Below are 22,560 nucleotides of genomic sequence, written 5' to 3' on the forward strand. Positions count from 1 at the left end.
AGCACATCAGTACAGGAGGGTGAATATTATGGCACAGTCGGACATCACCATCGACGCATTGGACAAGGTGGGACGGCAGGACGCCGAATATCTGGTGTCGTTGGTGCGTTCCATACCCGGGTTCCCCAAGGAAGGCATCATCTTCCGTGATTTCATTCCGGTGTTCGCCGATCCCAAGGGCCTGAGAATCCTGCTCGAGGCGCTTGAGGCGGCCCTGCCGGTGCCCGCGAGCGAATTCGATTCCATCGCCGGCCTCGAGTCGCGCGGATTCCTGTTCGGCCCGGCTCTGGCCGCCCGCATGGGCAAGGGGTTCATCGCCGTACGCAAGGCCGGCAAGCTGCCGCCCGAGACCATCGGCGAATCCTATGATCTCGAATACGGCTCGGCGCGCGTCGAAATCGAGACGGATGCCGTGCAGGCGGGGGAGCGGGTACTTATCGTCGATGACCTCATCGCCACGGGCGGCACCGCCAAGGCCGCCACCGATCTTATCGACAAGGCGGGAGGCACCGTGGCGGGCTATGGTTTCGTGATGCGGCTCGAAGGCCTCGACGGCATCGACAAGCTTGGCGGCAAGCCCGTCAGCTCGCTGATGGCGATGCCGGCCTGAGCGTTCGTCTCACCCAACATACATTCGGTTTTTAAGGTCCGTCATGTACTGTGTACAGTTACATGACGGACCAATTACATAGTCAGGGAAGGATCGATGGATCTTTACGAATATCAGGCGCGTCAGCTGCTCGAGGAACAGGACATTCCCACCCCGAGCGCCATCTTCGCCCAGAACTCCCATGAAGTCGCGGAAGCGGCGGACGCAATCGGCTATCCATGCGTGATCAAGGCGCAGGTCAAGATCGGCCATCGCGGTCAGGCTGGCGGCGTCAAGATCGCCCACAACCGCGACGAGGCCATTGTCGAATCCGAGTCCATTCTTCCGATGACCATACACGGCCACAAGGTCTCCGGCGTGCTCGTGGCCGAAGCCAAGAACATCCTGCATGAGTACTATGTGTCCATCTCCGTGGATCGCACCTCTCGCGACTTCGATGTGCTGGCAACCGCCAACGGCGGCACCGAGGTGGAGGAGATCGCCAAGGAGCATCCGGAATCCGTCAAACGCCTGCACATCGACGCGCTCGGCGATTTCGATCTGGCCGCGGCCACCGAGATGGCCCGCAGCATCGGCTTCTACCATGCCGACGTCGATCAGGCCGCGCAGATTCTGCTGAAGATGTGGCGCGTCTTCAAAGACAACGACGCCACACTCGTGGAGATCAACCCTCTGGCCAAGATCGGCGACCCGGACGACGAGTCCACCAAGCAGCTGAGCGCCTTGGACGCCAAGATTTCCCTGGACGACAACGCCGCCTTCCGGCATGGTGGCTGGGAGCGATTCGTGGATTCCGTCGTCCCCGACCCCTTCGAGCAGCGCGCCCGTGAGCACGGACTGCATTACGTGCATCTGCACGGCGAGGTCGGCGTGATCGGCAACGGTGCCGGACTCGTCATGAGTTCCCTGGACGCCGTCTCCGGCGCCGGCGAGGAGCAGGGCAGCAATGTCAAACCCGCCAACTTCCTGGACATCGGCGGCGGCGCCTCCGCCGCGGTCATGGCCGAGAGCCTGCAGATCGTCCTGTCCGACCCGCAGGTCGAATCCGTATTCATCAACGTATACGGCGGCATTACTTCCTGCGTGGAGGTCGCCAACGGCATTCTCGAAGCCGTCGCCAAGCTCGGCGGTTCCAAACCCATCGTCGTGCGCTTCGACGGCAACGCGGCGGCCGAGGGTCTGCATATCCTCGCCTCCGCGAACAAAACGAATATCCATGTGTCCGAAACCATGGAAGACGCGGCGGCCAAGGCCGCGCAGCTCGCCGGTGAGGCGATTCAGTCCAAGGAGGTTCTCTGATGCTGTTCATCGAAGACGGCGCTCCGGTCATCGTCCAAGGCATGACCGGCCATCAGGGCATGACCCATACGGCGCGCATGCTCAAGGCCGGCACCAATATCGTCGGCGGCGTGAATCCGCGCAAGGCCGGGATGCACGTCACCTTCCCCGGTGCCCAAGGTGGCGCCGACGCCGATATCCCCGTGTTCGCCACCTGCGCCGACGCCCGTGAAGCCACCGGCGCCAAGGCCAGCGTGGTGTTCGTGCCACCGAAGTTCGCCAAGTCCGCCGTGGTCGAAGCAGTCGAAGCCGGCATCGAACTCATCGTGGTCATCACCGAAGGCATTCCAGTGGCCGATTCCGCGTATTTCGTCGAACTCGCGCTCATCAGGGGCGTGCGCATCATCGGACCGAATTGCCCCGGCCTCATCACCCTCGGCAACCCAGGCGTCAACCTGGGCATCATCCCCGACGGCATCGTCGGGCGCGGTCCGCTTGGATTGGTTTCCAAGTCCGGCACCCTCACCTACCAGCTCATGGGCGAGCTGTCCGACATCGGGTTCACCGCGTGTCTCGGCGCCGGCGGCGATCCGATCGTCGGCACGACGCTGCTGGAAGCCCTGCAGGCATTCGAAGCCGACCCCGACACCAAAGCCGTCATGATGATCGGCGAGATCGGCGGATTCGCCGAACAGGATGCCGCCGCATGGGCCAAGGAGCACATGACCAAGCCGGTCGTCGCCTACATCGCCGGTTTCACCGCCCCCGAAGGCAAGCAGATGGGCCACGCCGGCGCCATCGTCTCCGGCGGCAAGGGCACCGCCCAGGACAAGAAGAACGCGCTCGAAGCGGCGGGTATCCCCGTGGGCAAGACCCCGGGCCAGGCCGCCGAAATCATGCGCGACATACTCGCCAAGGCCGACATCGACTGATCGGTTCCGACCAATCGTGATGAAAGCCGTGATTCGCCAATGGGTGCGGGGAGCCATAGTCGCCCTCGCATCCATGGCCATCTATGCCATTGCATTAGGCTGCTATACAGCGCTGATGTTATTGGTCGTCTCCATGGAAGAGGGCGCCGACAATCTCACCGTCGGCACAACCTCGCTGACACAGGCCGTTGTGCTTCTGAGTGAGGGATCGGGCTTTAGAACCGATTCGTTCACCCTCACCATCACGCCATTGATGTTGACTATACTGCTGATATGGCTGATCAATGCACTCACCATGCGAATCAAAGCATACGGGCCGCATGCGTATGTTGCCGGATTGGTTGTTTGGCTCGGGTTGAACGAGGTATTCCGGCAATCCGTACACCTAGGTCTTGTCGATGACCAGTGGCTTGTGTTGCTGAAAGCAGCCATCGTATTCTCGATCGGTTTCCTATGCGCAGCCGTACCGGAATCAGCCAAGATGCGAGCATTCAGGGACTGGACTCGCAAGCAGGTGCCGGCGGACATACGCCACTGCCTGAAAATCGGCGTCGCCTTGGCCGTCGCGATACTGGGCATATACCTGGCAATTGGATTGATTACCGTCATCGTATGGGCGGTACGCAACCATGCCGCTGTCGTATCGTTGTTCGGATTGTCCGGGATGGAAACCGGTTCACGAATTCTCACCACCGTCGCCATGCTGATCTGGCTACCCAACGTCATGCTCTGGGCTGTTTCCTGGCTCTTCGGCGGCGGATTCGCCATCGGTGATTTGGCCAGTTTCACGTTATGGCTCGGCCAATCCAAAGAGCTTCCTGCAATACCGGTATTCGGTATTCTTCCCGAACCGGTCAGCAGCGAACTATGGCGTACCGTTGCCTTGAACGCGCCTCTCGCCATCGCTGCGCTCGTGGGCCTGCTGGCTGTATTCCTGCCGCAAGGATTCGCCTGCAGACCGTTGAATATACGGAATGCGTCCACCCGCGGCCCAGTACTGGTTTCGCTGATCTACTCCGCTGGGTCATTCTGCCTGAGCGCGATGATGATCTCACTGGCATCCACATTGCTGTTCGCTCTGTCCAATGGATCGCTTGGCGATCATCGTCTCGCTCACATTGGCGTCGACGTCATGGCCTCCACCAGAGTCGTCGGTCATTCGACCGCATTGGGATTTACCGCGGCATGGCTACTCGCGCTGATTGGCACAGCGCTCGTTTTTTCGATAGGCTGGTTGGTTGGGAGGATCAATGATTCCCGCACCACCGCCGCGACCCCGAAGACCGTCACCGTCCGTCAGGCGCGGTCCCTGGCGTCACAACCACAAGAATCCAAGGAGGAACAGGATGACAAACACGAACCGACCGATCCGTCGGGCACTGGTCTCGGTCTTTCATAAGGAAGGCATCGAAGTACTCGCGGAAGCGTTCGTGAAGGCCGGCACCGAAGTCGTTTCCACCGGTTCGACCGCCAGGAAGCTCGCCGAGCTGGGCGTCAAGGTAACCGAGGTGTCCGATGTCACCGGATTCCCCGAATGCCTCGACGGCCGCGTCAAGACGCTGCATCCGTACATTCACGCCGGCATTCTGGCTGATATGACCAACCCCGAACACGCCAAGCAGCTTGACGGCTTCGGCATCAAGCCGTTTGATCTGGTGGTCGTCAACCTGTACCCGTTCGCCGACACCGTGCGCTCCGGCGCAAACGAGGCCGACACCATCGAGAAGATCGACATCGGCGGCCCCTCCATGGTGCGTGGCGCGGCCAAGAACCACGCCACCGTGGCCATCGTCACCGATCCGGCCGATTACGCCTTGGTCGCCGAGCGTGTGGCCGACGGCACCGGCTTCTCCTTGGACGAGCGCAAGTGGCTTGCCGCCAAGGCCTTCGCCCACACCGCCGCCTATGACGCCACCATCAACGAATGGACCGCCAAGCACTGGCCGAAGCCGGCCTCCTTGGACGCCGTCGAAGTGGACAAGGACGATCAGGACACTGAAATCGATTCCGCCAAGTTCCCGGCCCAGTTCACCCGCACCTGGGATCGTGCGCACACCCTGCGCTACGGCGAGAACTCCCACCAGCAGGCCGCCCTCTACATTGACCCGCTCAACCAGACCGGTTTCGCCCACGCCGAGCAGCTCGGCGGCAAGCCGATGAGCTACAACAACTACGTGGACGCGGACGCCGCCTGGCGCACCGTATGGGATATGGCTCCCGCCATTGCCGTGGCCGTAGTCAAGCACAACAATCCGTGCGGTCTGGCCATTGGCGCGACCGTGGCTGAGGCCCACAAGAAGGCTCACGCCTGCGACCCGATGAGCGCCTACGGCGGTGTGATCGCCTGCAACTCCAAGGTCACTCTTGAGATGGCCGAAAGCGTGCGCCCGATTTTCACCGAAGTCATCGTCGCCCCCGACTATGAGCCGGCCGCGCTCGAACTGCTGCAGACCAAGAAGAAGAACCTGCGCATCCTCAAGGTGGCCGAGCCGCCGAAGGGCCACGAGGCCATCCGCCAGATCGATGGCGGCCTGCTTGTGCAGGACACTGATCTGATCAACGCCGTCGGCGACGATCCGGACGCCTGGAAGCTCGTGGCCGGCGAGGCCGCCGACGCCGACACGCTGAAGGACCTCGTGTTCGCATGGCGTGCAATCCGCTGCGTGAAGTCCAACGCCATCCTGCTGGCCCACGACCAGGCCACGGTTGGCATCGGCATGGGCCAAGTCAACCGCGTGGACTCCTGCCATCTGGCCGTCGAGCGCGCCAACACACTGGCCGATGGTGCCGATCGCGCCACCGGTGCGGTCGCGGCATCCGATGCGTTCTTCCCGTTCGCCGATGGTGCCCAGGTGCTTATCGACGCGGGCGTCAAGGCAATCGTGCAGCCTGGCGGCTCCATCCGCGATGAGGAGGTCATCGAAGCGGCCAATAAGGCCGGCGTGACCATGTACCTCACCGGCACCCGCCACTTCTTCCACTGATCGGGACTCTCTGAGGAGAGCAGCTCAGCCAAAACGCACAAAGGTGGGATTCCGCCTGGACCCGTTGACGGGTCCAGGCGGAATCCCACCTTTGCTATTCGCCTGCTATTGTGGTCACGTAACCGTTCGACAGAAGGAATCGCAACATGCACAACCATCCCTATGTATCCGAAGCACATGAGGGCAAGCCATGGTTTGAATGGTGCGTACTCGGCGTCGTCGCCGTCATCACACTGCTGGTTGCTTTCGGATATACGATGGCCGCCACGGTCATACTTGCCGTGACGGCCATCATCACCGGGCTTGTTCGTCTGATTCTTCAGGACAAAAGCCCATGGAAAGTGCGCTCAGTGGCGTTCGACTCCTTCATCGGCATCGCCTTGGGAATCGGCCTGTTGATTACCTACTTCAGCTTCTTTGGACTCTTCGGCAACATCTTTTTCCGCTGAATCGCCATCAGACGAGGTGGCCTGATCGAAGAATTCGCCATCGTCGAGCGTGTCCGCGTTCGCATCGGCATCCGTCTGTGGAAGATCGGCGGCAGCCGGCACTTTGGGAGTGGTCATCATCTGCGCGATGATCATGACCAACGCCACCACAGCGGCGGCCAAGACCGGGCTAATCCAGAACACCCACAGCTGTTGCAGCGGATTTTGCGTAAGACCCTCATTCATCGCGGCCAGTGCGATACCGGTGGAACGGGCGGGATTGAGACCGGCACCGGTAACCGGGTAGCTGATGGCGGCGGCCAGACCATAGGCAAGACCCATGGCAATGACATGACGGTCCGAGGACTCGCCGTGATCACCCAGAGAAGACATGGCGGTGGCAACGACAATCAGAGAGGCAACGACCTCGACGACAATCGCCAGCGTAATCGAGAACGTAATGCCATACTGGGTCAGCAGCGAGTAAGACACGGAGCCGTTCTCGAAACCGTTAACGGCCGGAGTCAGCCACACTTTGGCAGCTACCTGCTCGGATGTGGGCAGCAGCTTGACCACGGCGAAGCCGGCGGCGATGGCACCGATGACCTGAGCGATCACATAGAGGATGCCATCCAGGATTTTCGTCTTGGAAACCAGCACGGAGGCTACGGTGATGGCCGGATTCAGCTGTCCACCGGACACGCGGGAGAAGATGGCGGTGACTGCGGCATATGCCAAGCCGGTAGCCAACGCGAAGAACACGATATTGATGCCATACACGGCCGAACCCCATGTGGAGAAGGCGTAAATGGCAAAGCACAGCAGGAAGCTGCCGGCCAATTCGGCGCACACGCGCAGGGCCAGCGGCTGTTGCTTGGTTTCTTCCATGATTGTTCATTCCTTTTCATCTGTTGGAAGACGGGCGAACCCGCACAAACGGTTGCCAGTCTAGCAGCAGTCCTACGTTGCGGTATGATATATAGGTTGGAATTGGCTGGGATTCCAGTCCGCCAACTCTGAAGTATGTATACAAATCGACAGTCTCTGCGATGACAGAGTCTGTCCGGCCACGTTGGGAGAACGATGCCAAACGCATATTCCCGCGCTGCGAAAGCGCAAGACGATTCCAATTCCATTCGACTCCAGAAGCTGCTTGCCCAAGCGGGATTCGGTTCCCGCCGCAAGTGCGAGGACATGATTACCGAAGGCCGTGTCGAGGTCGACGGTGAACTGGTCACCGAGCTCGGAACTCGCGTCGACCCCCATAAGCAGCAGGTGCGAGTAGACGGTTCGCGCGTACGCGTCAATCCGAACCACGTCACTCTGGCACTGAACAAGCCCCGCAAGGTGCTCTCCGCCATGGACGATCCGAAGGGCCGCTACACGTTGCGTGACATCGTGGGCGACAAGTACGATCGCATCTTCCACATGGGCCGTCTCGACTACGATTCCGAGGGTCTTATCCTCATGACGAACGATGGCGAACTCTCGCAGCACGTCATGCACCCCAAGTACGAGGTCGAAAAGACCTACGTCGCCACACTGGAAGGCAAGATCTCCGGCACCGTATGCCGCCGACTCGTGACCACCGGCGTGCAGCTCGACGACGGCTGGATCAAACTCGACCACTGCGCGATCATCGACGCCTCCCGTGATTACACGATGGTCAAGGTCGTGCTGCACTCCGGCAAGAACCGCATCGTGCGCCGTATCTTTGGCTCAATCGGCTTCCCGGTCAAGCGCTTGGTGCGCACCCAGATCGGCCCGATCAAACTCGGTGATTTGAAGCCCGGTTCCTACCGCGTGCTGTCCCAGACGGAAGTCCGTTCGCTGTCCAAGGAGGTTGGCCTGTGATTCGCGTTGCCATCGACGGCCCCGCCGGCGTGGGCAAGTCGTCCACGTCCAAGGCGCTGGCCAAGTATTTCGGATACGCCTACCTTGACACGGGCGCGATGTATCGTGCCTGCGCTTGGTGGTGCCTGAAGCAGGGCATCGATCTGGACGCCGAAACCGTGGATGAGCGTGTCATCACCGAAGCGGTGGGCGAGTTCTTCACCGGCGACCATTTCGATATCTCCGTGGACCCGGACAACCCCTGCGTATTCGCCGACGACGAGGACATCTCCGAGGCCATTCGTTCCTCCGAAGTCTCCAGCCATGTCTCCAAGGTGTCGAACGTCATCCCGGTGCGCAACGTGCTCATCGCCGCCCAGCGCGCCTACATCGCCCGCGAGGCGTCGGCCGACTCCTTCTCCGGGGGGTTGGGCATCGTGGCCGAGGGCCGCGATATCACCACCGTGGTGTCCCCGGACGCCGAGGTGCGCGTGCTGCTGACCGCCCGTGAGGAGGTCCGTCAGGCCCGTCGCACCGGCCAGGCTGTCAAGGGCGTGGGCGCTGAGGATGTGGCCGCGCGCGACAAGGCCGATTCCAAGGTCACCAGCTTCCTGACCGCCGCCGATGGCGTTACCACCATCGACAATTCCGATCTGGACTTCGCCCACACGCTCGATCTGCTCATCGGTCTGGTCGAGGACGCCATCGAGAACCAGGAATACGAGCAGTATGCCGCCAATCTCGAAGGCTATGAGTTGGACGAGGGCGATGAGGATCTGATTTCCGGCCGTGGTTTCACGGAAGGTGCGCGCAAGGCCGGCCCCAAGCCGGTGGGCGTGCTGGCTGTTGTAGGCCGTCCGAACGTGGGCAAATCATCCTTGGTCAACCGTATCCTCGGCCGCCGTGCCGCCGTTGTGGAAGACACGCCGGGCGTTACGCGAGACCGTGTGAGCTATGACGCGGAATGGGCCGGCACCGACTTCAAGCTGGTGGACACGGGCGGCTGGGAAGCCGACGTGGAAGGCATTGAATCCGCCATAGCCTCACAGGCACAGGTTGCCGTGACCTTGGCCGATGCTGTGGTATTCGTTGTCGATGGTCAAGTGGGCATGACCACCACCGATGAGCGCATCGTCAAGATGCTGCGTGCCGCCGGCAAGCCGATCGTGCTGGCCGTCAACAAGATCGACGACCAGGCCAGCGAATACCTTGCCGCCGAATTCTGGAAGCTCGGCCTCGGCGAACCATACTCGATTTCCGCCATGCACGGCAGGGGAGTGGGCGACCTGCTGGACGTCGCGCTCGACAAGCTCAAGCAGGCCGAGAAGACTTCCGGCTACCTCACGCCTTCCGGCCTGCGCCGCGTGGCTCTGGTGGGCCGCCCGAACGTGGGCAAGTCGTCTCTGCTCAATCAGCTGGCGCGCGAAGAACGTGCCGTCGTCAACGATTTGGCCGGCACCACGCGCGACCCCGTCGACGAAATCGTCAACATCGATGGCGAGGACTGGCTGTTCATCGACACCGCCGGCATCAAGCGACGCCAGCACAAGCTCACAGGCGCGGAATATTATTCCTCCCTGCGCACGCAGGCTGCCATCGAGCGCTGTGAATTGGCGCTGATCCTGTTTGATGCATCGCAGCCGGTATCCGATCAGGATTTGAAGGTCATGTCCACCGCCGTGGATGCCGGCCGTGCAATCGTGCTCGTATTCAACAAGTGGGATGCGATGGACGAGTTCGACAAGCAGCGTCTCGAACGCCTGTGGAACACCGAATTCGACCGTGTGATGTGGGCCGAGCGCGTCAACCTTTCCGCCAAAACCGGCTGGCACACCAACCGTCTGACACGGGCCATGAACAAGGCCTTGGAATCCTGGGATCAGCGTATTCCTACAGGCAAGCTCAACGCCTTCCTCGGCAAAATTCAGGCCGCCCACCCGCACCCGTTGCGTGGTGGCAAGCAGCCGCGAATCCTGTTCGCCACGCAGGCATCCACGCGCCCGCCGCGTTTCGTGATCTTCGCCACCGGCTTCCTCGAGCACGGCTACCGCCGTTACATCGAGCGTTCGCTGCGTGAGGAATTCGGGTTTGAAGGCACACCAATCCAGATCTCCGTGAACATCCGCGAGAAGAAGAAGCGGAAGTGACACGCGCGTAATTTGCCAGATTTCATATATCTGGTAGATTATCTTCTCGGTGCTTTTGCACCATCGGGCCGTAGCGCAGTTTGGTAGCGCACTTGACTGGGGGTCAAGGGGTCGCGGGTTCAAATCCCGCCGGCCCGACCGATTAGCCCCGGAATTCCGCCACTTTTGAGTGGTTGTCTTCCGGGGCTTTTCTGTTTTCAAACAACATGACGACGGACTTACCTTTGTAAGCCATTCGTAATGGATTAAACACGGACTTCATCTTGGCGTGTTATTGGAATTATCACCGACAATTCACCGCCTCCGCACCCCCGTCGTATGCGTTTGCCCCAAACAGGGGCTAGACTAGTTCCTATTGATTTGACGAAAGGGACCCGAATTGACCGAAATAAACGATAAGGCCCAACTGGATATCGCCGCCGCTGACGACACCGACGCCGTCACCCCGGACACCACCGAAGAAACCGTAAACACCCCTGAAGTGGATGAGACTTTCGAGCTTTCGGCCGCCAAGATGCGCGAGCATGGCATGAGCGAAACCGCCATCAACCAGTTCCGCCATTTGTATGACGTATGGCGTCACGAGGAGGCCTCCAGCTGGATACGCGAAGACGACATCGAACCGCTTGGCCACGTGCCCAGTTTCCATGACGTCTACGAGACCATCAACCACGACAAGGCCGTGGACGCCTTCGCCAAGACCGCGTTCCTCAAGCTCAACGGCGGTCTGGGCACCTCCATGGGATTGAACAACGCCAAGTCGCTGCTGCCGGTGCGCAGGCATAAGGCCCGGCAGATGCGTTTCATCGACATCATCATCGGTCAGGTGCTCACCGCCCGGACCCGTCTGAACGTGGAACTGCCGCTGACCTTCATGAATTCCTTCCGCACTTCGGCGGATACCATGAGGGTGCTGGAGAGCCATGACGAGTTCAGTCAACACGACGTGCCGCTGGAGATCATCCAGCATCAGGAACCCAAGCTCGTGGCCGCCACCGGCGAACCTGTGAGCTACCCTGTGAACCCGGAGCTGGAATGGTGCCCGCCCGGCCACGGCGACCTGTTCTCCACCATCTGGGAGTCTGGTCTGCTTGACGTATTGGAGGAGCACGGCTTCAAGTATCTGTTCATCTCCAATTCCGACAATCTCGGTGCGCGCCCCTCGCGTACGTTGGCCCAGCACTTCGAAAACACAGGTGCCCCGTTTATGGCTGAAGTGGCCATCCGCACCAAGGCCGATCGCAAGGGCGGCCATATTGTGCGCGACAAGGCCACTGGTCGCCTAATCCTGCGTGAAATGAGCCAGGTCCATCCGGACGATAAGGAAGCGGCCCAAGACATCACCAAGCATCCTTACTTCAACACCAACTCGATCTGGATTCGCATCGACGCTTTGAAAGACAAGCTCGCCGAATGCGATGGTGTGTTGCCGTTGCCGGTGATTCGTAACAAAAAGACAGTGAATCCCACGGACCCGAACTCCGAACAGGTGATTCAGCTGGAAACCGCCATGGGTGCCGCAATCGGTCTGTTCAACGGTTCTATCTGCGTCCAAGTGGATCGTATGCGCTTCCTTCCGGTGAAAACCACCAATGATTTGTTCATTATGCGTTCCGATCGCTTCCATCTGACGGACACGTATGAGATGGAAGACGGCAACTACACCTTCCCGAACGTCGAACTTGATCCGCGATACTACAAGAACATCCACGATTTCGACGAACGGTTCCCCTACGCCGTGCCATCTTTGGCCGCAGCCAACTCGGTTTCCATTCAGGGCGATTGGACATTCGGACGTGACGTCATGATGTTCGCCGACGCCAAACTGGAAGATAAGGGCGAGCCAAGCTATGTGCCGAACGGCGAATACGTTGGCCCGCAAGGCATCGAACCGAACGATTGGGTGTGATTTACAACACGGTCGAACGATAAAAAAGATATTATTTTTGTGAAATGGCGCTCAACCGCGGAAAAAGCCTCTAAGATAGAGTGAGTGTGGGGAAACTCATACGCACTTATAACGAAACAATAACTATACGTGAGGACTAATGGCAGAGGGCACAAGCGGACGTCGGCGTTTTTCCGACAAATGGGGCAAGCACGAGCTGGACGTACTGGCTGTGTTGTCATCCGCGTTCCCGCAATGGCTCACATCCCGCCAAATTGCGCAGCGCGTCAAAGCTTACGCCGACTCGTATGGAGAGCTGGCAGATCAGGCCGCCAAGGCCGCGTTCGCCAAGCAGTTCCAGCGTGATCGCGCCAAACTCGCCGCTATGGGCATCGCCATCGAATCACGGCAGCCTGAGTATTCGTCCAAGTCGGAAGGCCAGGACTTCGCGTCCTACCGTCTGCAGTTGGGCGACGAACCGCGCATCCGTCTGATGTTCGAGCCGGAAGATATGCCGGTGCTTGCCGCCGCCAACTATCTGGCTCGTTCGATGTCCATCTCCTCCGAGCAGGAGCAGTCCCAGCACGCGCAGCAGGCGTCACGTACCACGCCGCGTGTGCCGCAGACCCCGATTCCCGGTCTCGGGCTGGATTCCATCGCACCCGGCTTGGGTACGCAGCACATTCCCGATTCGTTGGTCAAGGTCATTGATTCACGTCGCTTTGCCGCCACCGTTGATGTGGACGGTGAACACCTGAACGTGGCCTACACCGATTCCGACGATTTGGCCATGTTTGTGCTGGAGCATCCGGGTGCCACGATTGTCAGCCCGCAGGAGGCTGTGGACGCCTATCATCGCCGCCTGCACGCCGCCAGCCGATTCACTCTGGCCGACGAATCCGCCAGCCCTGTAAGCGCCTCGGTGGTTTCCCCATCGATTAGTCGCGATGTTCGTGAGCCGGGTGATCCCGAGTCGATCAAGGCCCAGAACAAGAAGAACGGATCCGCTTTCCAAACGGGCAGCGAGGTGGATCGTCGCCTGCGTCTGATGCTGTTCCTCTCCGCTCACCTGGGTGAGGAATTCTCGATGAGCGAGCTGGCCGAGCGCTTTATCGGCAAACCGAAGAACGACGACGAGCTCAAGAAATTCGTCAACATCATTCATAAGGACATCAACACCCTGACCACCGTTTCCGACGATGGTGAGATGGCTGGCAGCCAGTTCTTCGATATCGACTGGCCGCTGCTGGATGCCGAGGGTATTGTTTCCGCCACCAATTCGTTGGGCCTTGAACGTCTTGCCGGCATTTCGCCGCAATACCTCAGCATGCTCACCGCCTCGGTCAGCTACTTGGCGCATTCGCTGTTACTGCCGGACAAGCAGCGTGGGCAGGCCGAATCCCTGTATGAGCGTTTGCACCGCCATGTCAGCCCGGGCCAGACCCCGTGGCTGAGCCTGACCGGCTATGAGCTGGAGCCCCGAAGCTTCTCCATCGTCAAGCGTGCGATCAACACCGATTCGTTGTTGGACATGGAGTATTCCGACGGTACCGGTAGTACCCGTCGCAAGCTGGTGGCCCCCGCCAAGATCTTCATCGACGAAGGCGTGTATTATGCCGCCGTCTACACGGATGTCGGTTCCGCCGCCCCCAAGGACAAGAAGGCCTACGTCTCCAAAGACAAGACCATCGACAAGGCCAACGGCAAGCCGCGCATCTGGCAGGTGCTGCGATTGGCCCGTATCGAAAAGGCGGAATTGATCAAGCCCACCAAGCAGATCAACATCCCGAACATGCCGGTGAGCGAACTGCGCAAGTGGAGTTTCGACAACGGTACCGACGCGGTGTTCATCACCGATCAGCGCGATCTGGCATTCATCAAGACATTGCCGGGCGCTACCGTCGAACAATGCGGTGCCGGTGAAAAGGTGCATCTGACCGTTTCCTCCGATTCCTGGTTCGTGGCCTTCTGCATTGCCCACGCGCGTCATATCACAGCGGTCGCCCCGGAAACGTTGCGCACCATGATCGTGGCACGTGCCGAACGCGAACTGAGCATCAGCGAGAACAAGTAAGGAGCCTTTCATGCCTTGGTGGATATGGCTGATTCTGGCCCTGTTCATGCTGGCCATGATTGTTGCCGGACTCATCTATACAGCCCTTCATGGAATCCGTGCCTTGAAAGACATGTCTGACATCGGTGGCCAACTCGGTGAACGCGTGGCCGCGATGGGGGAGTCTGGCACTTCTGCCGACACCAGCGAGCCGCCTCTGTTTACTCAGCCGCTCAGCGTGGCACAGAATCGTTATGCCGAAGCCCATGCGGACGTGATTCGTCGCAAGGCCGCCAAGCGCGAGCGCCACACCCAGGCATGGGCCCGCTGGAAGCGATTCAACAACTAACGGAAAGCAGCAATGGCACGTCACCAACACCATAAGGGCAATGCCGATTCCCAGACGCTGAGCCCTTCGCAGCGGTACGCATCATTCCAAAAAGTCCAACGCCATCGGGCATCCGCAGCAGCGCGATTCGCCGAATCCCTGCCCTTCGAACTGGACGGCTTCCAGACCGAAGCTAATGATGCGCTCGAAACCGGCAGTAATGTACTGGTCGCGGCCCCAACCGGCGCCGGCAAAACCGTAGTGGCGGATTTTGCCATTTACCTCGCCCAGGAACGCAACGTCAAAGCCTTCTACACCACACCGATCAAGGCGTTGAGCAATCAGAAATACCATGATCTGGTCGACGTGTACGGCCCGGACAAGGTAGGCCTGCTCACCGGCGACACCTCGATCAATTCCGAGGCGGACATCGTGGTCATGACCACCGAAGTGCTGCGCAACATGCTCTACGAGCGTTCTACCACGCTGAACGCACTGCGCTACGTGATCCTTGACGAAGTGCACTATCTGGCCGACCGATTCCGCGGGCCCGTGTGGGAGGAAGTCATCATCCACCTGCCCAAGACGGTCAAGATCGTCGGCCTGTCCGCCACCGTGTCCAACGTGGAGGATTTCTCCAACTGGATCGCCTCGGTGCGCGGCGACACCAAGCTGGTGATCAGCGAACACCGCCCCGTGCCGCTGGAACAGCACGTCATCGTGCAGGCGGACGAACACACCGAGCCCGAGGTGCTGGATCTCTATCGCCGCGACGGCAACGGCGAGCAGACCACCAAGCTCAACGCCGAACTCATCAACCGGCTCGATCAGCTGGACCGCAAGGCCGCACGCCGGCGCGGCGAGGAACGCCCCGATAAGCGCAAGGGCTTCGGCAGAGGACGTGGTGGCAAAGGCGTCAAGAACCGTGCCCCGAAAGCGGAACGCCACACCCCGCGCCGCTGGGCCGTGGTGGATGAGCTTAACTTCCTGAGAATGTTGCCCGGAATCTACTTCATCTTCTCTCGCAACGGTTGTGACCAGGCCGTGGAACAGTGCATCAACGCCGGACTGAAGCTCACCACCGATGAGGAAGTGACCAGGATTCGCCGCATCGTGGATGAGATGGTGGAGGGGCAACTCACTCAGGAAGACCTGAAAGCCCTGCAGTTCTCCAAGTTCCGCTTCGCGTTGGAAGAAGGCTTCGCTTCGCACCACGCCGGCATGATCGCTCTGTTCCGCCAGATAGTCGAACGATTGTTCGAAGAAGGTCTGGTCAAGATGGTGTTCGCCACGGAAACGCTGGCCTTGGGCATCAATATGCCGGCCCGTTGCGTGGTGGTCGAGAAACTCGAGAAGTTCGACGGCACTGGTCATGTGGGCCTGACTCCCGGAGAATTCACGCAGCTCACCGGTCGTGCCGGTCGGCGCGGCATCGACACCATCGGCCACGCCATCGTGGTCGACCATCACGGTTTTGTGCCCGCCACGGCCGCCGCGTTGTCATCCAAGCGTGTCTACCCGTTGCACTCCAGCTTCCGGCCCACGTTCAACATGGCCGTGAACCTGCTCAACTCCAGCGACTACGAGACCGCGCGCGTTACCCTGGACCAGTCGTTTGCCCAGTGGGAGGCCAACGAATCGGCCTGGCAGTTGGAATCGCAGATCAACACACTGAAGAACGCGCTGGCCGGATACGAACAGGCGTTCGCATGCGAACACGGCGACTTCAAACAGTTCATGACCCTGCGTATGGAGCTGAGCGATATCGAGAAGGAAGGCCGCCGCAAACTGAAGCACGAAGTGTTCCTGACCGATCAGGAGCGTTCACGCGCTTTCCAGAACCTCGACCAGCGCATTCGCGATTTGCGCAAGGCGGAACACGAGCATCCATGCCGTAATTGCCCGGACCTCCAGCAGCACCTCAAGTGGGGCCACCGCTGGGCCCGCGAGACCCGCGAACTGCAGCGCGTCACCGATCGCTACGACTCCCGTACCGGGTCCGTGGCACGTCAGTTCGATCGCATCTGCGATATTCTCACCGGGCTTGGTTACCTCGAACGTCATGTCGATGTGGCCGGCCGCATCGACATGACGTTGACCGAGAAAGGCTCGCTGCTGCGCCGCATCTATAGTGAACATGACCTGGAACTGTGCGAGGCGCTGCTCGCCGGCACGTTCGACAAGCTCGACGCCAACGGACTGGCCGCTGTGCTCTCTTCGCTGGTATACGAGGCCAGACGAGGGGGAGACAGTGAACCGAGGCACTACCCGGGCGGCATCTCCGGGCCCATCGCCATCGCTTCGTCCAAGCTCAAGGGCATCTGTGAAGACATCGATATCCTGTGCGAGGATCACGGTCTGGACGAGATGCAGCGGCCGGACTTCGGCATTCTCGACATCATGTATGAATGGGCGGATGGCGGTTCGCTGGGATCGTGCCTGTACGGCACCGACATGACCGGCGGCGACTTCGTACGCACTGCCAAACGACTGGCTGACGTGCTGCAGCAGATCGCTGTCGCCCAGCCGCTGCCGTTCGACGGGGGAGAGCGGCTGGCAGGCCTCACCCACGAAGCGGCCGACCAGATCAATCGTGGCGTGGTGGCCTACTCCGGCGTGGACTGACGGGGCTGTTTGACGGGAGTTTGTCAGCCGACGTCGGAAGCTTGGAATAGCGGCCAAGTCCGAACGGTTGCGTAAATTAGTAGGGTTAAAGATCTTTCAAGGAGGATGCCGATATGGCAGAACGTAGCCTCAGGGGCATGAGCATCGGAGCGAAATCGCTGGAGTCCGACGACAACGTCGATTTCGCCGCACGAAACGATGTGGCGTATGTATGCCCGAAGGGCCACCGCACCATCCTGCCGTTTGCCGAGGGTGCCGAAATCCCGGACGAGTGGGAGTGCCGTTGTGGTTCCGTGGCCCACCGTGAGGGCGACGCCGACCGTGAGGGCGACGAAATCAGCAAACCCACCCGCACCCACTGGGACATGCTGCTGGAACGCCGTAGCGAAGAGGAACTGGCCACCCTGCTCGAAAAGCGCCTGCAAATGCACCGCGACGGTTGGATTCCCGACTATGAGTGATCTCCTACTGAACAACACGTGAACTTTATGCCCAGTCATCCCGACTGGGCATAATCATTGTTGGAACAAGTCGCATATTGTTTGACGACCATTCAAAGCAGTCGACATGAACAAGGGGGAGTGGAATCTCAATGGCACAGCATCCGATGAAAGTGGTCCTGTTGGATCTCGACGGCACGCTTACCAAGTCCGACGGCGGCATTATCGGCTCCGTCATCAAGACCTTCGAAGATATTGGCCGACCGGTTCCGGACGCTGCCGAACTGCGACGCTTCATTGGACCGGCGATCATCGAATCTCTGCGTCGCAATCATGTGCCTGAGGAAGATTTGGATCGGGCCGTGGATATCTACCGCAGCTACTACGGAGACCGTGCCGTGTTCGACGATCCGAACGAGCCCGGCAACAAGGTGCCCGGACGACTGGTGAACGTCGTATTCCCAGGCATCCGTGAACAGCTGCTCAAACTGCATGCCGACGGTTATTACCTGGCACTGGCCAGCTGCAAGCCCGAATACCAGTGCATTCCTATCTGTGACCATTTCCACCTGACCGAACTGTTGGACGGCATCTATGGTGCCTCCAAAGACAATTCCCGCCTGGACAAAGATCAGGTGATTCGATACTGCTTCGACAAAATCGCGTTTGATGCCGCATCGGGGGACAAGGCCGTGATGATCGGCGACCGCTACACCGACATCGACGGCGCCCACGCCTGCAATCTGGACGCCATTGGCTGCCGCTGGGGCTACGCTCCGGCTGGTGAGATGGAGGAACACGGTGCCTACGAAATCATCGAGCAACCTGAGCAGCTCGAAGACGCCGTGAACCGATACTTCGAGATGCACTGACTGATTGCTCCCACCGGCGGGAGCTTCCAACGACGCTGACTGAGGGTGCTTACTACATGAGTAGAATCACCCTCAGTGACGCTAGGTGAAGCAGCCTCTGCCAATCGAAGCGTTTTTTCAATAACCAATCTGACATAACGTACATTATCGGCTATTATGGCTTCCGTGTTTCCCGGTACCATATTTGTCATCAAGGCACGGAATCAGCGCTCTGACGAGACATCTGCAAACACAAATACGGTGTGTCTATAAGGCAGGTTCGATGAACTTCCAGCACGGGATGCACCCTGACGAATTGCAGTATCCATCCCCTGAATTTGACGGTGTGAGGCCGCTGCGTTGTTGTGTTGTAGTAATATCGGATGATGTGAACACCATCCAGTGGTTCCGACAAATCGTAATCGTTCGTATTGGCTGAACGCATTTTATTAAGGTACAGCAAAGGAGCATGCCATGAAGCGTTCCAGATCTTTAGCGGCGTTCACTCGGACCAAGCGTAGACTGATCGTCACCGTTGCGACTGCTGCCGTGCTCCTTATATCGAGCTGTGCGGCAGTCGCAATGGTGCAATTTTACCAAGCGGATTACCAAGCTTTGGAGCAACGCGGGGCAACGCGCAAGACCCTTGATTCTTTTCGTGCCCTCAGTACTAAGGATGAACGGAATCCGCTTGCCATGAGACTAAAGGCCCATTCTGACTGGCACCGAGCAAAGTTCCTGCATATCCCGTCCGGCGATCAAGAAACTCTTCGGTTGCAAGAACTCGACTCAAATGATCGCGATAGATGGTTCACGGACTGGCGTGTGCAGTCTGACACTCACCTATTACGCCTATAGATCGGGGGCAGCGCCATTATGATGCGGGACATCGAAAGCAGCGTTCTCGTCTTCGACCACGTGTCGAAACGTTATGCAAGGGACAAAAACCGCCGGTTCGTTCTCGGACCGATATCCTTTTCGCTGGAGTGTGGGGAAGTTCTTAGAATTCAAGGCGATTCCGGTTCCGGAAAGACAACGGTTCTCAGAATCGCGGGTCTTCTTACGGTGCCGGATCGCGGCGGCGTACATGTGTGCGGCGAAAAGGCGACCACTGAGAAATCCCGCGATCGGCTTCGCGCCGCCTGCATCGGAATCGTTTTTCAGGATGCGAACTTGTTTGGTCATCTGACGGTGTTACAGAATCTTCTTGTTGCGGATCAAGGGAAAGGGAACAGCGCAGAATGCCTTGAGCTGCTTTCCCGGTTTGGAATTCGGCGGCTGGCGAATGTGAAGGCGGGCAGGATTTCCGGCGGCGAACTTCAACGTGCCGGAATATGCCGTGCGCTGATTAACAGGCCTCGGCTGCTTTTGCTGGATGAGCCCACGGCATCGCTCGATGACGCGGCCGCCGATGAGGTGGCATCGGCCATTCGCATGCTGAGGGAAAGGGGTGTGACGATTTTGCTGGCCAGCCACGATCCTCGTCTGGATGGGTTGGAGTCCCAATCGCTGCGTCTTGAGGCCGGGAAGGTGGTTATGAGCTGATGAGAAAGGTTCTACGACTCGCGTGGTTTGAGCGAACGCATACGTTCAGAACATCGCGGGCGTTGGTTGTCATGCTGGCGATCGTTGTCGCCGTATGCTATTGCCTTCAGGGTTTTGTGGTCAGTGCGGTTCGGTCCCATGCAAGCAATGTCGAGAAACACTCCAACGTATCCGTCATCGAGCTCAGCACGATTCGTCCGGACGCACGCGTCTTGGACGGGGAATCACTTTCCGAAGTATCAGGACTGGGACATGTCGTTTCCGTGGTTCCATGGATGCAGCACGATCTGGATTTGGCCGACGAAGGCGACTGGCCATCTCCAACGGTCAGCCCCGGATCGCTGTGGGCCACCACGTATTTCGAACCGAGGCTTCCGAAAATGATCAAGGGAGACAGGCCCGTCTCCCTGCAGGACGACGAGATTCTCCTACCCGATTCCGTTCCCGGAGGCAGCCTCAGGCATCTGTACGGCAAGACCGTCATGTTCGGGTACACGCATATCAACGGTAAATATCAAGGATCGTATAGAACCATTCCACTCAAGGTGGTGGGAATCTACGACAACTCCGTACCCGACAAGGATGGCGAGAATCCGTCCTATGTCTCCGAAAACACAATGGATGCCCTGTTCGACGGGAATGTCCAGGAATCATACACATTCGCATACGTTCAAGTCGATTCGGGCGATAATGTCCCCTTGGTCCAGAAGAAACTCGCCGCCATGGGATTCGGAGTGGCCGGTGCCGCGGGGCAGCAGGATGTCACGGGCATTCTTGCCGCACTTATGAGCATAGGCAGGTTCATGTTCCCCATTGTGCTTGTGTGCTCCCTGGTGTTCGGCTTATTTCTGAGCGTGATATGGATGAAGCAGCGCAAACGTTCGTTGGCGCTGCTCCGATGCCTTGGATACACGGCCGGGCAACTGAGCGCCCTTGCACTCGTCCAAGTCGTCCAACTTGTCGTCGCAGCGGGCATCGCGGGCATCATCTTGGGGGCGGGTTTCAGTTTGCTGCTGGCGCATTCCGTTGATTCCGGCGATCTGTTGAATCTCTCGAATCTGGATTCGGTGGTTTTCGATCCGGTACTGGCGCTTGAAATGCTCGCCATCACCGTCGCTGGTGCAGTCATCGGGGCCCTTCCCCTGAGCGTGAGGATTGCACACACCCAGCCGGATGCGCTGATGCGCGGGTAGTTCAGTACCCGGCTTTTATGGCGGTGATGGTGAGCTTGTCTGATTAATTCCAATACTATGAGGCAAAGTTAAATGACGATACCGATATATGTCAGGGTCTCCCTCCACCCAACCCGGTCGACGGTTGCATGTCCCTCCCCCGCATCAGCCATCCAATCAGTCTTCGCCCTGTTTGTCCATGTCTCCCTCATTCCCGCTCCTCGCTCTATCGGGCACGATTCCGGCATCGTCATCATCCCGGCGGGCGGCGACACCCAGGCAGCCGTCCATCGCGGATTCCGAAGCGTTGCGTGCCTGCAGATACATGGCGATGAGTTCCAGCAGCACCAGCACGAATATGATGATTGCTCCGGGCAATTGCGCGTGGTCGTAGAACGCGAGCATGCGAGCATCCATCAGATCTGCGGTGAACGTCAATACGGGAAACGGAATCAGCGCCGCCGCAAACGACATGAAATGCGTTTTCACCATCGACCAGTCGACCGGATCGACCGGCGGTCGCCGGCGTTTCGGCGTGAACAGATGGCCTCGGCTGACCGTTATAGTGATGATGGACACAGCAAAGATGACGGCGACCATCCACAGAACGCCCGGCAACAATCCGACAACAATCCCGTTCACCCGGTCCTCCAATCAGTCATAATAATCACCGCAACATATAAAAACATAAGATGGCAGGCAACAAAAGCAACACATACAACAAAGCGACCTGCCGACCAAAGCCGGCAAGTCGCCAACAACCATACATGTATCAGGCGGTTGCGCGTTGCAAGCGCTGTGCCTCGAGCTTCTTGCGCATCCTCATGGCAGTCAGTTCATCAATCGGACGGCCCGTGGCAATCGTCAGCGGCTTAGCCTCAAGATCAATATATTCTTCCTGTTCCAAGGCCGTCTCAATCTGGTGCCACAACGAACCCACCGACACGGCGAACACTGCCTTACCGCTTTGCAACAGTTCGAGCATCTGTTCGCTGGTAGTGCATTCGTGCACGTTTTGACCATCGCACATGATGGTCACATTGGCCAGCTGATCGGTGCTGCGTTGAGTCAAGAATCCGATGGCCGCCGTCACGTTCTGCAGATTCACACCGGCATCAAGCAGCTTCTTGGATACAGCGAGAATCACCACATCCTTAAACGAGTACAGTCGGCGTGAACCGGAGCCATGAGACGGCGTGATGGACGGCTCAACAATCTGCTTGCGTGCCCAATAATCGAGCTGTCGGTACGTGATGCCGGCCACCTTGGAGGCCACAGTGCCACGGTAGCCACGCTTGATCTCCTCAGTATCGACGTTGGAGAACAACTCCCCCTGAATCGCGTCAGCGTTCAGATTCTGACGGTCCTCAAGCGAAACATGAAGATGCAGCCCGGTCTGTCCCATGGCACTCCCCTAACTCATGCGTGTCTCGCATATGACTCACA

19 protein-coding genes and 1 tRNA gene are annotated in these 22,560 nt (G+C 59.1%); 17 read left to right on the forward strand and 3 right to left on the reverse strand.

From position 1 onward, the window contains the following. Positions 1-28: 28 nt before the first annotated feature. The 6 genes from MMB48_RS06165 to MMB48_RS06190 all read left to right on the forward strand — a co-directional run bounded on the left by MMB48_RS06165 (position 29) and on the right by MMB48_RS06190 (position 6,253). The gene (locus MMB48_RS06165; protein ID WP_032744072.1) at positions 29-610 is read left to right on the forward strand and encodes an adenine phosphoribosyltransferase; all 582 of its coding nucleotides are present in this window, start codon (positions 29-31) and stop codon (positions 608-610) included. A gap of 96 nt (positions 611-706) precedes the next feature. Next, complete coding sequence (sucC, locus tag MMB48_RS06170; protein ID WP_032744070.1) at positions 707-1,909, forward strand: ADP-forming succinate--CoA ligase subunit beta; 1,203 nt, start codon at positions 707-709, stop codon at positions 1,907-1,909. After that, the gene (gene sucD, locus MMB48_RS06175) at positions 1,909-2,820 is read left to right on the forward strand and encodes a succinate--CoA ligase subunit alpha (RefSeq protein ID WP_032744068.1); all 912 of its coding nucleotides are present in this window, start codon (positions 1,909-1,911) and stop codon (positions 2,818-2,820) included. Before sucC ends, sucD begins: the two co-directional genes overlap by 1 nt. Positions 2,821-2,839: 19 nt before the next feature. Next, complete coding sequence (locus MMB48_RS06180; RefSeq protein WP_032744067.1) at positions 2,840-4,219, forward strand: DUF6350 family protein; 1,380 nt, start codon at positions 2,840-2,842, stop codon at positions 4,217-4,219. Further along, positions 4,167-5,804 (forward strand): bifunctional phosphoribosylaminoimidazolecarboxamide formyltransferase/IMP cyclohydrolase, encoded by a 1,638-nt coding sequence (gene purH, locus MMB48_RS06185; protein WP_032744066.1) that lies wholly within the window; start codon positions 4,167-4,169, stop codon positions 5,802-5,804. Before MMB48_RS06180 ends, purH begins: the two co-directional genes overlap by 53 nt. A gap of 146 nt (positions 5,805-5,950) precedes the next feature. Next, the gene (locus tag MMB48_RS06190) at positions 5,951-6,253 is read left to right on the forward strand and encodes a hypothetical protein (protein WP_012471861.1); all 303 of its coding nucleotides are present in this window, start codon (positions 5,951-5,953) and stop codon (positions 6,251-6,253) included. On the opposite strand, the gene MMB48_RS06195 is transcribed toward MMB48_RS06190, so the two are convergent. Further along, on the reverse strand, positions 6,152-7,120 hold the full coding sequence (locus tag MMB48_RS06195; RefSeq protein WP_032744064.1) for an MIP/aquaporin family protein: 969 nt from the start codon (positions 7,118-7,120) through the stop codon (positions 6,152-6,154). The two genes, MMB48_RS06190 and MMB48_RS06195, sit on opposite strands and share 102 nt — an antisense overlap. 195 nt (positions 7,121-7,315) lie before the next feature. Between MMB48_RS06195 and MMB48_RS06200 the strand changes: the two genes are divergently transcribed. The 11 genes from MMB48_RS06200 (at position 7,316) to MMB48_RS06250 (ending at position 21,135) form a co-directional block, all read left to right on the forward strand. Continuing rightward, positions 7,316-8,086 (forward strand): pseudouridine synthase, encoded by a 771-nt coding sequence (locus MMB48_RS06200; RefSeq protein WP_032744063.1) that lies wholly within the window; start codon positions 7,316-7,318, stop codon positions 8,084-8,086. Next, positions 8,083-10,212, forward strand: a complete 2,130-nt coding sequence (gene der / locus MMB48_RS06205) for a bifunctional cytidylate kinase/GTPase Der (RefSeq protein WP_032744061.1) — start codon at positions 8,083-8,085, stop codon at positions 10,210-10,212. Before MMB48_RS06200 ends, der begins: the two co-directional genes overlap by 4 nt. A 64-nt stretch (positions 10,213-10,276) precedes the next feature. Further along, a tRNA-Pro gene (locus MMB48_RS06210) sits at positions 10,277-10,350 on the forward strand. A gap of 241 nt (positions 10,351-10,591) precedes the next feature. Next, entirely contained in the window at positions 10,592-12,121 is a 1,530-nt protein-coding gene (locus MMB48_RS06215) for a UTP--glucose-1-phosphate uridylyltransferase (protein WP_080714753.1), read from the forward strand. A 139-nt stretch (positions 12,122-12,260) separates the two neighbouring features. Further along, on the forward strand, positions 12,261-14,174 hold the full coding sequence (locus MMB48_RS06220) for a helix-turn-helix transcriptional regulator (RefSeq protein ID WP_032744060.1): 1,914 nt from the start codon (positions 12,261-12,263) through the stop codon (positions 14,172-14,174). Positions 14,175-14,184: 10 nt separating this feature from the next. Continuing rightward, a complete protein-coding gene (locus MMB48_RS06225; RefSeq protein WP_032744058.1) occupies positions 14,185-14,502 on the forward strand; it encodes a hypothetical protein in 318 nt (105 codons plus the stop codon). A 12-nt stretch (positions 14,503-14,514) separates the two neighbouring features. Then, positions 14,515-17,106, forward strand: coding sequence for a DEAD/DEAH box helicase (locus tag MMB48_RS06230; RefSeq protein WP_032744056.1), 2,592 nt, complete (start codon positions 14,515-14,517; stop codon positions 17,104-17,106). Positions 17,107-17,219: 113 nt separating this feature from the next. Further along, positions 17,220-17,567 carry an RNA polymerase-binding protein RbpA gene (locus tag MMB48_RS06235; RefSeq protein WP_007052872.1) on the forward strand — a complete coding sequence of 116 codons (348 nt, stop codon included), beginning with the start codon at positions 17,220-17,222 and terminating at the stop codon, positions 17,565-17,567. A gap of 131 nt (positions 17,568-17,698) precedes the next feature. Beyond that, positions 17,699-18,418, forward strand: coding sequence for an HAD hydrolase-like protein (locus tag MMB48_RS06240; protein WP_032744055.1), 720 nt, complete (start codon positions 17,699-17,701; stop codon positions 18,416-18,418). 855 nt (positions 18,419-19,273) lie between these two features. After that, positions 19,274-19,942: an ABC transporter ATP-binding protein gene (locus MMB48_RS06245; protein WP_050496241.1), complete on the forward strand. Its 669-nt coding sequence runs from the start codon at positions 19,274-19,276 to the stop codon at positions 19,940-19,942. Positions 19,943-20,013: 71 nt separating this feature from the next. Next, positions 20,014-21,135, forward strand: a complete 1,122-nt coding sequence (locus MMB48_RS06250) for an ABC transporter permease (protein ID WP_230581226.1) — start codon at positions 20,014-20,016, stop codon at positions 21,133-21,135. A 156-nt stretch (positions 21,136-21,291) separates the two neighbouring features. On the opposite strand, the gene MMB48_RS06255 is transcribed toward MMB48_RS06250, so the two are convergent. After that, positions 21,292-21,756 carry a hypothetical protein gene (locus tag MMB48_RS06255; RefSeq protein WP_032744050.1) on the reverse strand — a complete coding sequence of 155 codons (465 nt, stop codon included), beginning with the start codon at positions 21,754-21,756 and terminating at the stop codon, positions 21,292-21,294. Positions 21,757-21,886: 130 nt separating this feature from the next. Then, entirely contained in the window at positions 21,887-22,519 is a 633-nt protein-coding gene (locus MMB48_RS06260) for a MerR family transcriptional regulator (protein WP_013140756.1), read from the reverse strand. Positions 22,520-22,560: the final 41 nt, after the last annotated feature.

This window comes from Bifidobacterium sp. FKU, assembly GCF_026016385.1.
Taxonomy (GTDB): domain Bacteria; phylum Actinomycetota; class Actinomycetes; order Actinomycetales; family Bifidobacteriaceae; genus Bifidobacterium; species Bifidobacterium infantis.

Bases quoted from the DNA above. Each gene is read 5' to 3' on its own strand.
- sucC (WP_032744070.1), top strand. From the start codon at position 707: ATGGATCTTTACGAATATCAGGCGCGTCAGCTGCTCGAGGAACAGGAC.
- MMB48_RS06195 (WP_032744064.1), bottom strand. From the start codon at position 7,120: ATGGAAGAAACCAAGCAACAGCCGCTGGCCCTGCGCGTGTGCGCCGAA.
- MMB48_RS06190 (WP_012471861.1), top strand. From the start codon at position 5,951: ATGCACAACCATCCCTATGTATCCGAAGCACATGAGGGCAAGCCATGG.
- MMB48_RS06235 (WP_007052872.1), top strand. From the start codon at position 17,220: ATGGCAGAACGTAGCCTCAGGGGCATGAGCATCGGAGCGAAATCGCTG.
- MMB48_RS06200 (WP_032744063.1), top strand. From the start codon at position 7,316: ATGCCAAACGCATATTCCCGCGCTGCGAAAGCGCAAGACGATTCCAAT.
- MMB48_RS06180 (WP_032744067.1), top strand. From the start codon at position 2,840: ATGAAAGCCGTGATTCGCCAATGGGTGCGGGGAGCCATAGTCGCCCTC.
- sucD (WP_032744068.1), top strand. From the start codon at position 1,909: ATGCTGTTCATCGAAGACGGCGCTCCGGTCATCGTCCAAGGCATGACC.
- MMB48_RS06260 (WP_013140756.1), bottom strand. From the start codon at position 22,519: ATGGGACAGACCGGGCTGCATCTTCATGTTTCGCTTGAGGACCGTCAG.
- purH (WP_032744066.1), top strand. From the start codon at position 4,167: ATGACAAACACGAACCGACCGATCCGTCGGGCACTGGTCTCGGTCTTT.
- MMB48_RS06220 (WP_032744060.1), top strand. From the start codon at position 12,261: ATGGCAGAGGGCACAAGCGGACGTCGGCGTTTTTCCGACAAATGGGGC.
- MMB48_RS06230 (WP_032744056.1), top strand. From the start codon at position 14,515: ATGGCACGTCACCAACACCATAAGGGCAATGCCGATTCCCAGACGCTG.
- MMB48_RS06240 (WP_032744055.1), top strand. From the start codon at position 17,699: ATGGCACAGCATCCGATGAAAGTGGTCCTGTTGGATCTCGACGGCACG.
- MMB48_RS06250 (WP_230581226.1), top strand. From the start codon at position 20,014: ATGCTGGCGATCGTTGTCGCCGTATGCTATTGCCTTCAGGGTTTTGTG.
- MMB48_RS06245 (WP_050496241.1), top strand. From the start codon at position 19,274: ATGATGCGGGACATCGAAAGCAGCGTTCTCGTCTTCGACCACGTGTCG.
- MMB48_RS06225 (WP_032744058.1), top strand. From the start codon at position 14,185: ATGCCTTGGTGGATATGGCTGATTCTGGCCCTGTTCATGCTGGCCATG.
- MMB48_RS06165 (WP_032744072.1), top strand. From the start codon at position 29: ATGGCACAGTCGGACATCACCATCGACGCATTGGACAAGGTGGGACGG.